This is a genomic window from Pseudomonas sp. Pmew2, assembly GCF_058129885.1.
The window spans coordinates 105,723-118,367 of the sequence record NZ_JBYJZP010000002.1 but is presented as its reverse complement, the minus strand read 5'-3'; the positions used below and the strand labels follow the sequence as shown (position 1 = coordinate 118,367).

General features: G+C 52.4%; 13 protein-coding genes, 5 pseudogenes and 1 other annotated feature. Of the genes and pseudogenes, 10 read left to right on the top strand and 8 right to left on the bottom strand.

The window, feature by feature from the left end:
• Positions 1-105, bottom strand: a pseudogene (locus tag AC4ANK_RS29205) (primase C-terminal domain-containing protein); the annotation flags it as partial.
• A gap of 421 nt (positions 106-526) precedes the next feature.
• Between AC4ANK_RS29205 and AC4ANK_RS29200 the strand changes: the two are divergent.
• The 3 genes from AC4ANK_RS29200 (at position 527) to AC4ANK_RS29190 (ending at position 2,948) form a co-directional block, all read left to right on the top strand.
• The gene (locus AC4ANK_RS29200) at positions 527-922 is read left to right on the top strand and encodes a CesT family type III secretion system chaperone (protein ID WP_031597912.1); all 396 of its coding nucleotides are present in this window, start codon (positions 527-529) and stop codon (positions 920-922) included.
• A 326-nt stretch (positions 923-1,248) separates the two neighbouring features.
• Positions 1,249-1,605 carry a type III effector protein AvrRpm1 gene (locus AC4ANK_RS29195; RefSeq protein ID WP_197709752.1) on the top strand — a complete coding sequence of 119 codons (357 nt, stop codon included), beginning with the start codon at positions 1,249-1,251 and terminating at the stop codon, positions 1,603-1,605.
• A gap of 425 nt (positions 1,606-2,030) precedes the next feature.
• Positions 2,031-2,948, top strand: a complete 918-nt coding sequence (locus AC4ANK_RS29190) for a hypothetical protein (RefSeq protein ID WP_460385272.1) — start codon at positions 2,031-2,033, stop codon at positions 2,946-2,948.
• 529 nt (positions 2,949-3,477) lie between these two features.
• On the opposite strand, the gene AC4ANK_RS29185 is transcribed toward AC4ANK_RS29190, so the two are convergent.
• Both AC4ANK_RS29185 and AC4ANK_RS29180 read right to left on the bottom strand, forming a co-directional pair.
• Positions 3,478-4,227, bottom strand: a complete 750-nt coding sequence (locus AC4ANK_RS29185) for an IS5 family transposase (protein WP_460382697.1) — start codon at positions 4,225-4,227, stop codon at positions 3,478-3,480.
• 180 nt (positions 4,228-4,407) lie between these two features.
• Positions 4,408-5,157, bottom strand: a complete 750-nt coding sequence (locus AC4ANK_RS29180) for an IS5 family transposase (protein ID WP_460382697.1) — start codon at positions 5,155-5,157, stop codon at positions 4,408-4,410.
• Positions 5,158-5,362: 205 nt separating this feature from the next.
• Here AC4ANK_RS29180 and AC4ANK_RS29175 point away from each other — a divergent pair.
• Positions 5,363-5,626: pseudogene (locus AC4ANK_RS29175) on the top strand (IS110 family transposase); the annotation flags it as partial.
• 48 nt (positions 5,627-5,674) lie between these two features.
• On the opposite strand, the pseudogene AC4ANK_RS29170 reads toward AC4ANK_RS29175, so the two are convergent.
• Together AC4ANK_RS29170 and AC4ANK_RS29165 are read right to left on the bottom strand one after the other, a co-directional pair.
• Positions 5,675-5,836: pseudogene (locus AC4ANK_RS29170) on the bottom strand (ATP-binding protein); the annotation flags it as partial.
• A 38-nt stretch (positions 5,837-5,874) separates the two neighbouring features.
• A protein-coding gene (locus AC4ANK_RS29165) for an IS3-like element IS51 family transposase (protein ID WP_095178853.1) occupies positions 5,875-7,097 on the bottom strand; the annotation gives its coding sequence in 2 pieces (ribosomal slippage) (positions 5,875-6,812 and positions 6,812-7,097; 1,224 coding nt in all).
• Positions 6,703-6,819: a sequence feature (AL1L pseudoknot), on the bottom strand. It overlaps the preceding gene by 117 nt.
• A gap of 49 nt (positions 7,098-7,146) precedes the next feature.
• Here AC4ANK_RS29165 and AC4ANK_RS29160 point away from each other — a divergent pair.
• Positions 7,147-7,635, top strand: a pseudogene (locus tag AC4ANK_RS29160) (recombinase family protein); the annotation flags it as partial.
• A 635-nt stretch (positions 7,636-8,270) separates the two neighbouring features.
• On the opposite strand, the gene AC4ANK_RS29155 reads toward AC4ANK_RS29160, so the two are convergent.
• The 3 genes and pseudogenes from AC4ANK_RS29155 to AC4ANK_RS29145 all read right to left on the bottom strand — a co-directional run.
• On the bottom strand, positions 8,271-8,567 hold the full coding sequence (locus AC4ANK_RS29155) for a hypothetical protein (RefSeq protein WP_031599208.1): 297 nt from the start codon (positions 8,565-8,567) through the stop codon (positions 8,271-8,273).
• 10 nt (positions 8,568-8,577) lie between these two features.
• Positions 8,578-8,799 (bottom strand): hypothetical protein, encoded by a 222-nt coding sequence (locus AC4ANK_RS29150; protein WP_005620871.1) that lies wholly within the window; start codon positions 8,797-8,799, stop codon positions 8,578-8,580.
• Between the two features lie 37 nt (positions 8,800-8,836).
• Positions 8,837-9,097, bottom strand: a pseudogene (locus tag AC4ANK_RS29145) (TraR/DksA family transcriptional regulator); the annotation flags it as partial.
• Positions 9,098-9,431: 334 nt separating this feature from the next.
• Here AC4ANK_RS29145 and AC4ANK_RS29140 point away from each other — a divergent pair.
• From AC4ANK_RS29140 to AC4ANK_RS29120, 5 genes are all read left to right on the top strand, one after another.
• Positions 9,432-10,115: an AAA family ATPase gene (locus tag AC4ANK_RS29140; protein WP_057415112.1), complete on the top strand. Its 684-nt coding sequence runs from the start codon at positions 9,432-9,434 to the stop codon at positions 10,113-10,115.
• Positions 10,115-10,396, top strand: coding sequence for a hypothetical protein (locus tag AC4ANK_RS29135; protein ID WP_004666803.1), 282 nt, complete (start codon positions 10,115-10,117; stop codon positions 10,394-10,396). The genes AC4ANK_RS29140 and AC4ANK_RS29135 overlap by 1 nt, the downstream gene beginning before the upstream one ends.
• 361 nt (positions 10,397-10,757) lie before the next feature.
• Positions 10,758-11,081 (top strand): hypothetical protein, encoded by a 324-nt coding sequence (locus AC4ANK_RS29130; RefSeq protein ID WP_460385257.1) that lies wholly within the window; start codon positions 10,758-10,760, stop codon positions 11,079-11,081.
• 54 nt (positions 11,082-11,135) lie between these two features.
• Positions 11,136-11,417 carry a hypothetical protein gene (locus tag AC4ANK_RS29125; RefSeq protein WP_015062535.1) on the top strand — a complete coding sequence of 94 codons (282 nt, stop codon included), beginning with the start codon at positions 11,136-11,138 and terminating at the stop codon, positions 11,415-11,417.
• Positions 11,398-12,627 carry an IS91 family transposase gene (locus AC4ANK_RS29120; protein WP_460385061.1) on the top strand — a complete coding sequence of 410 codons (1,230 nt, stop codon included), beginning with the start codon at positions 11,398-11,400 and terminating at the stop codon, positions 12,625-12,627. Before AC4ANK_RS29125 ends, AC4ANK_RS29120 begins: the two co-directional genes overlap by 20 nt.
• Positions 12,628-12,645: the final 18 nt, after the last annotated feature.

Genomic DNA, 12,645 nt, shown 5'->3' with positions numbered 1-12,645 from the left:
GGCCCCTCGGTGGCAACGGCGATCACCGCTGTAGCGATCCCACGTCCAGCGGCCTACGGATTTGACCGTGGCGCGTATCGACGACAGCGGTAGGTTTTCCGAAAACGGGGTTTGGGGAGCAACGGAGCAGAAAGTGCACTTAAGCCCAGTACCTGTCTGTAAACCCGCGTGCAGCTTAGCCGGTACGATAAAACCGCCGTTTTGTGAAACCACTGCTGCGAGCACCAAGGAAGGCAATAACACCCCGAAAATCGGTACGATAAACTCGTTCAGCGAACTCTAGCCGCGTCTTAAGTGCGTTTACGGTTCCATTGCTCCCCGGACCCCGTTTTCTCTGTTCGCCCCTACCTGAAGCCTGGACAAAATATCCGCGAAACCGCCTCGGTCGCGTACTGAGTCATCAGCCGCACATCGTTGGTGGAGTAACTGACTTCCCTGCTCCATCGCTCCCCGGCCCCCAAAAAATTTCGATGGAACCAAATATGTAGTTATGGTCACTCACCTGACTTAAAGGTAGAGGTATTTCATGAAAAGTTCCTTTGACCGCCTAATCGATGGGCTTGCAAGTGAATATGGTATGCCCAGTTTTCCTGAAAAAAAACATGAGCACGAAATTTACTGCTTTTCGTTTGTGGTCGGCGTTTCAATCAAGATATACCAAGATGAGTTTCGATGGGTTTATTTTGTTGCCGAAATAGGTCAGTCTGTCGAGACTAATGTCGATACAATGGTACGAATGCTACACTTCAACAGTTTCAGTTTTAAAAAACCATTCCTTACACTAGGTTTGAGTCGCGGAGACGTCGGAGAGCTACATGCGCGTGTTCCTTTGGTGGAAGTAGACAGTGTCGAAATGCGAAAAATTTTTGAGAATTTGCTAGGCGCAGCAGTCGAAATTAAAAAGTCATTCAATTTCAAGTGAGAGGTGTCTTTGTGGGTAATATTTGTGGTACTTCTGGCTCCCATCATGTGTATAGTCCGCCAGTTAGCCCTCGAAATGTTTCTGGTTCATCAACACCAGCATACAGTGCAGGTGGCCAAGACCTAGCCTCAGCATCTCATCTTTCCGAAGAGGCACGAGAAGATTTTCTTACGCGTGCTGCAGCGGACGTATATCACGATAGTAGGCTCTGGCACGGAACTTCGGGGAGCTATTTGCAAGAACTCAGAGATTATGGGTTTCAGCGGAGGCGTTCAGGTGCTGTAGACGCTTCTATCCGAGCCGGCTACGAATTAAACCCGGATGTCGTGAAAAATACGGAAAAGCATAATTATTTTACTAGTTATCCGGTATCTGCAAAAAAATATGCTCGTCGGACAGATCCAGATAACCCCGTTCTCGTTAGAACTATAGGGATAAAAAACAACTTTCGAATTGAGCTGGATCCTGACAGCAAAGGCCCTGACGGAGAAATTTATCAGTATAATTGTAGGACAACCTCATCCATTCCGTCAAAGTTTGTAATTGGATCAAAACATAGCGCACCCAAAAATGATGCCAAAATTTTTAAAAAGGAAATGGGTGAAGCAGGCTATAATGTCTCTCTCGAGCAAGCGGGACGATTACTGCGGGAAGTGCAGTCAGATTCTGACGACGACTTCTGAGGGCCTTACCTACAGCGTGCGCAAAATAGTAACGTCAGTGCAGTTTCAGCGTTGGAGGCCGTACTCCTGCGAGCTCCAACGCCAGTATTGTAGGTGGCCAGCCGACTTAGGAAATTAAAATGTTTAGGGTAAATACTTGCAGTAGTTATAATTATGCTACTAAGACGGGGAATGAAGAGCAGGTTCAAAATAACGCTCTCGGTACTTCTCGGCTCGTAATTGGGCCGCCATCGTCAGAAAAATCAGGAGGTACATTCGATAGTAACTGCTCTTCTGTTGGTTCAAGGCCAGCTTTTTATGCAACTCAGACAATGGTCGAAGCTATACCGCGAACAAAAATTCCTCCACCCTCACCAAAACTGTATCAAGGCTTTGATCGTATTTGCCAGTCATTGCGACACATAGCAACTTCGGTAAACTGGGGCATGATAGGTTTTAAGTCGTTGAGACCTATCGAAGTTCAAGCATCTATTATTAATGGAAAGCTTCATATCTCTTCAAATTTTCACAGTGAGCACATTCAGGAATCATTGCATTTTGCTTTAACGAGAAATACAGAACGTTCAATCCCCTACCCAGGGAATAGAAGATCTAAAGCGCTGGTTGAGGAAAGCAGAAATAGGCGCCATGTCGTAAAACTCAAAGAGGATTTCCTCAACCAAGATAGGTTTGAGATATTGATACAGAATACTGTTTCGGAGATAGGCAGAGGTTTGGATTGCCCAGTCGAGAATAACCTCTCACGTCAGGAGCTTTCTGAGCAAGCTATTGCTGCGCTGCATATTTTGCATAAGGTGATTCAGGCTGCCTCACAGCCGAATCCGTCATTCGAAAACTTGATTATTCATCCTCCATTCAGAGATACAAATCTTGATGGCATATTACCTGATGGGATCAATCAAACCATGCATGCAGAGCAGAACATTCAGAGGGCTTTGGCAGGTGATAAGGAATTCCAGTATCAAGAGCTAATAACAAGGCTTGGACTGCAAGAGGGAAAACATATAGTTGTTCCTATTGCTGGAAAGTATGTGCCCTGCGCAGCATGCTCTGAAGTTGAGAACGAGGCTAAGGGGCCGGATGGGTTATTTGATCCTAATAGCGGAAAGTTTATACTGCATAGATCAACTCAGCGTATCGGGATGGCTTTTTGGGATGAGGTGCAACATATTGCCATCGAAGGTCTCGATGCTGATCAAGGAAAAGCGCTTGCCAAAGGTATTGCTATCAGAGATCGTTTTTATGAAAAGCCTGAAAAATTACAGGCTTCGGATCGAGAGATGGTGGAAGATTATTCCTTTGATACAGATAGTGCCTGTTCTGACGACGACTCCATCCTATAATCTCACGCGGCCTTTGCGAGCGCCAACACCGGTATCTGTAGCGGCTCGCGTTTGAAAACACGCCTGCTCGCAATCAGCGCCTTTTTCGGCTCAGATTATATGCGTGTATCCGGTGCAGTTGGCTCAGATTAACTGCATCCCAGCTTGGGGTTGTAAGCCGGAATCCCAGAAATTTCCGTCACCCAGTGCCAAGTCCAACGACGAGTACATCCAGGCGGCGGTCTCGACGACAGCGACAGACCTTATGCATAGGAATTTCAAAATGCCTATGTGTAGCGGCCTGCAACCGAAATGGCCTCGACCTGCAATCATCGCATTTTTCGACCGGGTTTAATTGCGTCTATCCGAGCCAGCAGACCGAGATTATTTGCGAATTAACCTGCATTCATCTGATTCGACCTGCAATCGACCGTCATGAACCGGAATTGGCTGCGAGTGAGCGCACGCCGTTTCTGTCTCATTCGAGTACACCTCAACCCGGCGTCAGGCTGCCCACCAGCCCCCTGTCAGACTAGGGTCTGTTCCCGTTTCACATTGGCAGCCACAGAAAAGCGCAGGCCATTGCTATGACGCTTTCATAGTTTCTCTTGAGTTTGTCGAACCGAGAAGCCGCCGCCCGGAAATGCTTCAACCGGGCAAAGGCGTTTTCTACGAGATGTCGATTGCGATATAACCCTTTGTCCAGATCTGCGTTCCCTTTCAGAGAATTGCGCTTTCGTGGAATCACCACTTTGCTGCCTTGCTGCTCGACCTGAGCGCGTATCGCTTCAGTGTCGTAGCCCTTGTCCGCAATGATCACTTCTGCATTGGGCATCTTGGCAATCAACGAGGCCGCCTGCGAACAATCATTGGTCTGGCCTCCGGTCACGTCAAATGCAATGGGCAGCCCACAAGCGTCTACAGCCAGGTGAATCTTGCTGGTGTTACCGGCTCGGCTTTTTCCGATGGCCTGGTCCTGCGTGCTGGCAGCACCTGCACTGTGCTGATGAGCCTTTACATAACTGCCATCAATGAAAACCCACTCCATGTCAGGATCGGTCATCAGCACCTCAAGCACCTTGACCCACTTGCCTGAAGCAGACCAGGCATTGAACCGCTTGTAGACCTTGCTCCAGTTTCCAAACGCTTTCGGCAGGTCTCGCCAAGGGCAACCCACACGCATGCGGTACAGCATGCCTTCAACCGTGGTGCGCAAATCTCGCTTGTTGTAGATCGATTCGTGCAGCAAAATTTCTCGAAGCTTCGGCCAGTGCTCATCACTGAGCATTAATCGGGGCATTGCAGGCTCGTATTGGTGTTGTGTGAGAACTCCAACAATACGGGCCTGTTCTCATAGAGATCAATGGGTTACGTCGAAACGGGAACAGACCCTAGGACGGTTTTCTGTATTTCCTGACGGATCGCCGCCAACTTCTATGACCTCAACCTGACGGAATTCACGCTAGGGTCTGTTCCCGTTTCACATTGGCAGCCACAGAAAAGCGCAGGCCATTGCTATGACGCTTTCATAGTTTCTCTTGAGTTTGTCGAACCGAGAAGCCGCCGCCCGGAAATGCTTCAACCGGGCAAAGGCGTTTTCTACGAGATGTCGATTGCGATATAACCCTTTGTCCAGATCTGCGTTCCCTTTCAGAGAATTGCGCTTTCGTGGAATCACCACTTTGCTGCCTTGCTGCTCGACCTGAGCGCGTATCGCTTCAGTGTCGTAGCCCTTGTCCGCAATGATCACTTCTGCATTGGGCATCTTGGCAATCAACGAGGCCGCCTGCGAACAATCATTGGTCTGGCCTCCGGTCACGTCAAATGCAATGGGCAGCCCACAAGCGTCTACAGCCAGGTGAATCTTGCTGGTGTTACCGGCTCGGCTTTTTCCGATGGCCTGGTCCTGCGTGCTGGCAGCACCTGCACTGTGCTGATGAGCCTTTACATAACTGCCATCAATGAAAACCCACTCCATGTCAGGATCGGTCATCAGCACCTCAAGCACCTTGACCCACTTGCCTGAAGCAGACCAGGCATTGAACCGCTTGTAGACCTTGCTCCAGTTTCCAAACGCTTTCGGCAGGTCTCGCCAAGGGCAACCCACACGCATGCGGTACAGCATGCCTTCAACCGTGGTGCGCAAATCTCGCTTGTTGTAGATCGATTCGTGCAGCAAAATTTCTCGAAGCTTCGGCCAGTGCTCATCACTGAGCATTAATCGGGGCATTGCAGGCTCGTATTGGTGTTGTGTGAGAACTCCAACAATACGGGCCTGTTCTCATAGAGATCAATGGGTTACGTCGAAACGGGAACAGACCCTAGCGAATGAAAGGGACTTCCCCGTCCAGAGGGCGCGGCGAAAGTCGCGAATCGGCATCGAAGTGCCATGATGAAGTGTCAAACCTGCATCAAAACCACAGGAGGGGAAGTCCATGCCAATTATTACCGTGGGAATCGATCTAGCCAAGGCCGTATTCGCCGTTCACGGCGTCGATGAGGCTGGTAAAGCCACCTTGGTGAAGCCCAAGGTTGCGCGGGATCAACTGGTGCCATTGATCGCCCAGTTGCCCCCGTGCTTGATTGGTATGGAGGCTTGCTCAGGCGCTCATCATTGGGCGAGGGTGTTCGCCGAGCACGGCCATACGGTCAAGTTGATGGCTCCTAAACTCGTTTCGCCTTATCGAATGTCGGGTAAGTGTCAACGCCAACTAAAAAGTGACCCCCTTCCGTGCTAAATCGCCAACTTAGTTTTGACCCCCCTCGGGTTCATATTTTCGAGCCGGTTCGGCCCGAGAAGATTTGGTTCCTGCTTTGCGCTTGTCCTTGAGTCGATAGCTTTCACCTGTCATCTGCACGATATGGGCATGATGTAACAGCCTGTCCAGCATGGCCGCTGTCAGTGTTTTGAACCGCCCCGGGTTTCTCGGAGACCCTTTTGTTTGAGTCATGCCACCTGGGCAGACTCGGTGAGTTGCTGATAATAGATTGCTTCTGCTTCGACCGGTGGAATATGACCGATTGGCTCCAGCAGGCGGCGGTGATTGAACCAGTCCACCCATTTCAGGGTTTCCAGCTCCACCGCCCCCCGTGTGGGCCAAGAGCGTCGATGAATCACTTCAGCCTTGTAAAGACCATTGATGGTCTCAGCCAAAGCATTGTCGTAAGAGTCACCGACACTCCCGACCGATGGCTCAATACCGGCTTCGACAAGACGCTCGGTATAGCGAATGGACACGTACTGCACGCCACGGTCACTGTGGTGAATGAGTCCACCCTGCTTGACTGGGCGACGGGCGTAAAGGGCTTGCTCCAGTGCATCGAGTACAAAATCGGTACGCGCTGAACTGGACACCTTCCAACCGACGATGAATCGGGCAAAGACATCAATGATGAAGGCCACGTAAACAAAACCCTGCCAGGTACTGACGTAGGTAAAGTCCGATACCCATAGGGCGTTCGGGCACTCAGCCACAAACTGACGGTTGACATGATCCTGCGGGCACGGCCTGGCTTGGTCGCTGACCGTCGTCTTGACGGGCTTGCCGCGTACCACGCCTTGCAGGCCCAGCTCTCCCATCAGACGTTGCACCGTACAGCGGGCGACTTGCAGTCCGTCACGCAGCAATTGTCGCCAGACCTTGCGCACGCCATATACCTGGAAGTGCTCATCCCAGACTCGCTGGATGTGCTCACCCAGTTCCTGGTCACGCTGCGCACGCGCTGACTGCTGGCTGGGGTCAGCCTGCTGAGCAGCGTACCGGTAGTACGTCGACGGGGCGATTGGCAACACCTTGCAAATCGGCTCGACCCCGTAAGACTGGCGGTTTTCATCAATAAACGTCTTCATCGTTTGAATGGGCGGTCGAGCTCCGCCTGGGCAAAATAGGCTGAGGCCTTACGCAAGATCTCGTTAGCTTGACGCAACTGACGGTTCTCACGCTCCAAGAGCTTGACTCGCTCACGTTCGACTGTGCTCAGCCCATCACGCTGGCCGCTGTTGCGCTCAGATTGGCGAACCCACAGCCGTAATGTCTCGGGCGTGCAGCCGATCTTGGGGGCAATGGCACTGATGGTGGCCCACTGCGACTCGTACTCAGGAAGGTGTTCGAAAACCATCCTGATGGCCCGCTCACGGACCTCTGGGGAATACTTCGGTAGTTTTTTCATCGCTCCATCCTCTCAAAGGTTGGAGTCTCCGAGAAACCCGGGGCGGTTCAGCCATGCCGACCGCCCGGAATTAATTCGACTACTCAAAGATGCTCGCCGAGGTGACGTGCTGCTGGTGGAAAGCATCGATCGGCTGTCGCGGATGGATGACCAGGCTTGGCGATCCCTCAAAACAGCAATCGATAACCGAGGCATACGGATCGTCTCTGTGGATCTGCCTACCAGTCATCAAGGCATGACGGCCCAGTCGGGGGACGAGTTCACCGACCGCATGCTGGCGGCCATCAACTACATGATGATCGATATGATGGCCGCGATCGCCAGGAAGGACTATCAACAAAGAAGACTGCGCCAGGCACAAGGGATTGAGAAGGCAAAAGCTTCAGGCGTCTACAAAGGCAGACCCGTAGACGCAGAACTGCGTAACCGAGTGCGAGAGCTGCTGGCTGCAGGTCTCGGGATCCGCGCCGTAGCGAGGCACGCTGCGTGTTCAACTACGACCGTCATGAAGGTCCGCGACGAGCTGGCGCAACGTTAGTCGGTTAAGGGCACTGACCTACTTGTAACGACCTGCAATCGAAATGGCCTCGACCTGCAGTCATCGCGTTTTTCGACCGGGATTGATTGCGTCTATCCGGCACCGCGAACCAGCATTGACTGCAAACGAACCTGCATCCAGCCACTTCGACCTGCAATCGAGCGCAACCGACCAGGATTAAATGCGACTGAGAAACCGATGATTTAGCGTCCATCAAACAGTGGTCTTCAGGCACTGGGCTAAGTGCACATTCTGTTTCGTTACTCCCAAACCCTGTGTTCCACAGCACCATAGTGGCGGTCACAAGATTCAGCCCTCTACCCCAATAGCGTTTTTATCTCTTTAGGCTCTAGATTTTGTGACCGTGCTATATCAAAAATGAAAATCAACCCTATTGAGACATTAAAAACGCCTCAGACACGCGTCCCGCAAGGGTGTACTTAAATGAGACAGAAACGGCGAGTGGTCACTCGCAAATAATTTCGGTTCATGACGGTCGATTGCAGGTCTAACCAGATGACTGCAGGTTCATTCGCAAATAATCCCGGTTTGCTGGCTCGAATAGCCGCAATCAATCCCGGTCGAAAAACTCGATGATTGCAGGTCGAGGCCATTTCGATTGCAGGTCGTTACACCTACTCATAGTCACGAAGCACCCAGCCCGCTTTTGAAAAAGCCCACCGGTTCAGGACGAGGCTATCAAGCGGGTCATACGGGCGGTTGTCCCAGTCGTGGCTTGAGATATTCACCCTTCTAGCATTTGTGATCAGTGTTCCTGTGTGCCCTCCCCGAGAAATCAATTGGACTGAATCATCTGACTGTCGCTCGAATTCGATCCGAACCAGAATGGGATAGTCATACCCATTGCCTTTGGCCTGAAGCGGCTCAGTACACGTTATGAACCCCATGACAGGGGTAGCAATCGCGTTCATAGAATGTTCCTTAGCCCTTTGGCTGTGCAGCGGCCCATTGGATATAAGCGCTTTCGATCAACCACGTAGCATCAGCGGCTGTGGGTACAGGATTGAGCGCTACGTGAGCCAGCTTTTTTTCTATCCACGTCAGCAGTGCGGTACGCCCTGCTGGACAAGGCATTAGATCACGCTCCAAATGGTTGGCAAGCTCTGAGATAGCCACATCGCGCTCGACATTTTTTGCAGTCATCGCAATTCTCCTAGATCGCTTCGCTGCGGCGGCTTTGCTAGGTCACTTGACGTTGGTGCATCCCTTTCGTTTCCAGCGCCCGCATCGATTCGACCGAGTACAACGACTCGGGGACCAGTAGCAGGCGTTTTACGCCTATGGCCTCGCCAGTATCCTGACAAAAACCGTAGTCGCCCAGAGCGAGAATTTCCAGGGCCTTAAGCACATGGCTCAACGTCTGTCTGTCCCTTTCTATCATGCTTGCTGCCACAGCTCTGTTTTCCTCATCGGAAGCAAAGTCTGCTTCGTCCGGGTGGGGATGATAACCCGACAGCCTGGAACAAGATGGTAACCGCCAATGTTCATGGAATCAGCGAACGCTAATCACACCTTACGTTGATTTTTGGTTCCGTTGCTCCTAAATCCCCTACAACCGAGGTACTCCTTCACCATACCGGATGAGATCTCCCGAGGTGAGCTGCGGCAACTGGGTAATCCAGACCACGATCTATGACCAGAGCTATATTAGGGTTTACGCTGTAATGCATATGCATATACTATGTATTGAGCTCATGAATACGCTTTTTACCGCTAGTCATGAGCAATAAAATACATATCAAAAGCATATTATATAAACATCAAGGCAGGTGGACATGACAATTTATGCTGTGGCAAATACGAAAGGTGGCGTAGGTAAGACCACTACTGCAGTCAGCTTGGGAATCGGTTTGACGCTCAAAGGGCGCAAGGTGTGGGTAATTGATGGCGACCGTCAGAAGACTGCGCAGAAAGCCATCACACACCGGTATACCAAAGGGATCGAGCCTGCCTTGGCATGCGACGCTTATATTGATGGTCCAACGCTGCGCAGCCAGCTGATGCTGCGCAAGGGCGACTATGACGATATCGTGATCGACGTGGGTGGCTTCGATTCTTCTGCTATGCGTGCGGCATTGGTTTTATGCGATGCAGTGATCATACCGTTCCGTCCTCGCTCGTTTGACATGTGGGCCTTTGACGAGATGTTGCCTCTGCTGGAAGACGCGCGTAGCACTCGCGACGACTTCCCCGCCTATGCGGTCCTCTGCCAGGCAGACCCTGGCGTTCTGGCACTCGACAATATTGAAGCGGCTAAATGGGTTTCGGAGTACCCACAACTTACTTACGTGGATACCCCGCTCCGTACACGTAAGGCTGTTAGCAATGCCACAGGCCAAGGCATGGGGGTATGGGAGTACAGCCCCAAAGATGGTAAAGCAATCGCCGAAATCGATGCTTTAATTAAATATCTAATACATATGCATTGCGGATCAAAACCGAATGAGTATGCAGCGTAATGGCACTTGCACGCCCCCCTAAAGCGGTTGATAACGCTATTCATAAGCCAGCCTCGAAAACTGACTCCGTAGCTGCTGACCTCTACATCCAAGGCGCGCCTGACCTAGAAGGGCGTCCCAAACGACTGCGCCGTGGCAAGCGCGTACAGGTCAGTCACACCTTGCCGGAAGCGATGTTGGATGAGATCGATGCCGCCGCCGCTGACGACGGGCTAAGTCGCACTGCCTGGATTAATTGGCAGATAAAAAAGATCCTTAAGAAGCGGGATGGTAAAAAATAGGTGCATATAGGCCCAATGGGCCTATATGGGGTTTTAATCACAAACCGCCTAAATTTCCGTAGGACGACCTGATTATCACCCTGCAAGCTGCTCGATTCGCTTGCCCATAAGGCTGAAAACCGCATTCACGTATCCCATATTGCTGACTGGCGAATATCTCCGGCCCAACGGCGAAAACGCTTAGGGTGTTATCTCGCCCCCCAGCCGGAACCGACCCCTAACTAAGACGTGATAAAATATTCCTACGGTTAACAGACTGCCAGAATCATGAAAGCCCCCTCGATCAAGAAGCTGCTCAAGCCCTACTGAACAGGCTCTGAGAATGTATTTTTACCGCCTATGGCGAATGGAGACCCGCACCATGGCGATGAAGTTTGGCCGCGCCCACTGCGAAGAACTCAAAAAATTGTTGTCGCCCTACCAAGCACGCGATCTTTATACCAACGAAGACGGCGAGCACTATGCACAAGAGTTGACCTTTCTCTGCGAGGATCAGCGCTGCCGCGCACTACTCACCCCCGTCGGTATATACATGGCGCGCAAATCAAAACGGGCGCTGCACTTTCGCACTAAAGATACACATGCATCAGATTGTGATTTTCTACAGCCTGGCGCATCCAGTGCCCCGAGCCGCTCGCCAGCGGGGGAACTGGGCAGCCTGCGGCTGCAAATTGTGGGATTTTGAAATCGGTTATCATAGCCGAAATCGAGTCGATCCCTCCTCAGCACAGGCTTACACATGGCGTCAGAGACAAAAAAACGTAAACGGGCAAGCCGGGCAAAAGCCAAGGCAAAGCAGACCCGTCTCCAACGCGCCGGGCATACCACCTTCGTTCCCGATACCGAATTTTTCTTCGATGTCGATCCTTTGGGTGATGTCGATCTTTGTAGTTGCTGCCAGACAGCGTATCTGAACGACAGGTTTCCCGACGCTTCTTGCGTAAGCGTTTCGATGAGAGAAGGGCCAGGCGGATTCGCCATCACCGCCGTCATTCACCACGATGAGGAGCCATCCTGCTGACGTGGCCTCTGCACCGCCTGCTTACAAACCTCGACCGCTCAAAAACCTCTTCACGGCCAACGGCTGCTGGGCAGATTTGCTGGAAGCCGGCGGTCTGCGCCAAATCGAAGTGGAGTCGATCAGCAAAATGCTCGCCTGCGGCACCTCGATACTGGGCGTCAAACACTACACCTGTGGCAATGAGCATTGCCCACACGTCAAATACCTGTGCAACACCTGCCATTGCCGGGCCTGTCCTTCCTGCGGCAAAAAGGCCACCGACCAGTGGATCGCCGTGCAAAACAACCGTCTGCCCGACTGCCCCTGGCAGCATCTGGTGTTCACGCTGCCCGACACGCTGTGGTCCCTGTTCTTCTACAACCGCTGGCTGCTCGATGCGCTGTTTCGTCTGGCGGCCGATAACCTGATCTACACCGCCAAGCGGCGCGGTTTGCGCGTCGGGATTTTCGGTGCGCTGCACACCTATGGCCGGCGGCTCAACTGGCATCCCCACGTCCACCTGTCGGTGACCGCGGGCGGCCTGGATGAGCAGGGCGTCTGGAAAAATCTGTCGTTCCACAAAGAGGCCCTGCGGCGGCGCTGGATGTGGCTGGTGCGCGATTACCTGCTGGGACAGCCGCTTTCGCAATTGACGATGCCGCCGCAGCTGGCCCACATCCACTGTGAAAGCGACTGGCGCCGTCTGATACTGACCGCTGGTGGCCAGCACTGGCACATCCACTTGTCGAAGAAGACGAAAAACGGCCGAAAGACCGTCAATTACCTGGGCCGCTACCTGAAAAAACCGCCCATCTCGGGCAGCCGATTGGCCCATTACACCTGCGGGGCCACGTTGAGCTTTACCTACCTGGATCACCGCACGCAGACCTATCAGCAGGAAACGCTGAGCCAGGCCGACATGCTGCGCCGGGTGGTGCAGCACATCCCGGAAAAGCATTTCCGGATGATCCGGTATTTTGGTTTTCTGGCCAATCGGGTGTGTGGGAAATACCTGCCGAAGGTCTATGAAGCATTGAAGATGGCGACGCCAGGACCGACACCGAAGCTGTATTTTGTGCAGATGGCCAAAGCCTTTCTAAACGTCGATCCGTTCCGCTGCGTGCTGTGTGGCGCGCGGATGGTCTACACGGCGGCAATCAGCGGGCTGACGGTGCAGGGACTGGTCCTCAACGCTCAGGCAATCGCGCAGATGAGGTACGTGAAGCCCTGACAGGGGGAAGGTGCGTCC

What these genes read in the sequence shown, in the direction of transcription:
- AC4ANK_RS29200 (WP_031597912.1), top strand. Translation starts at nt 527, where the DNA reads ATGAAAAGTTCCTTTGACCGCCTAATCGATGGGCTTGCAAGTGAATAT.
- AC4ANK_RS29190 (WP_460385272.1), top strand. Translation starts at nt 2,031, where the DNA reads ATGATAGGTTTTAAGTCGTTGAGACCTATCGAAGTTCAAGCATCTATT.
- AC4ANK_RS29185 (WP_460382697.1), bottom strand. Translation starts at nt 4,227, where the DNA reads ATGCCCCGATTAATGCTCAGTGATGAGCACTGGCCGAAGCTTCGAGAA.
- AC4ANK_RS29180 (WP_460382697.1), bottom strand. Translation starts at nt 5,157, where the DNA reads ATGCCCCGATTAATGCTCAGTGATGAGCACTGGCCGAAGCTTCGAGAA.
- AC4ANK_RS29155 (WP_031599208.1), bottom strand. Translation starts at nt 8,567, where the DNA reads ATGAACGCGATTGCTACCCCTGTCATGGGGTTCATAACGTGTACTGAG.
- AC4ANK_RS29150 (WP_005620871.1), bottom strand. Translation starts at nt 8,799, where the DNA reads ATGACTGCAAAAAATGTCGAGCGCGATGTGGCTATCTCAGAGCTTGCC.
- AC4ANK_RS29140 (WP_057415112.1), top strand. Translation starts at nt 9,432, where the DNA reads ATGACAATTTATGCTGTGGCAAATACGAAAGGTGGCGTAGGTAAGACC.
- AC4ANK_RS29135 (WP_004666803.1), top strand. Translation starts at nt 10,115, where the DNA reads ATGGCACTTGCACGCCCCCCTAAAGCGGTTGATAACGCTATTCATAAG.
- AC4ANK_RS29130 (WP_460385257.1), top strand. Translation starts at nt 10,758, where the DNA reads ATGGCGATGAAGTTTGGCCGCGCCCACTGCGAAGAACTCAAAAAATTG.
- AC4ANK_RS29125 (WP_015062535.1), top strand. Translation starts at nt 11,136, where the DNA reads ATGGCGTCAGAGACAAAAAAACGTAAACGGGCAAGCCGGGCAAAAGCC.
- AC4ANK_RS29120 (WP_460385061.1), top strand. Translation starts at nt 11,398, where the DNA reads ATGAGGAGCCATCCTGCTGACGTGGCCTCTGCACCGCCTGCTTACAAA.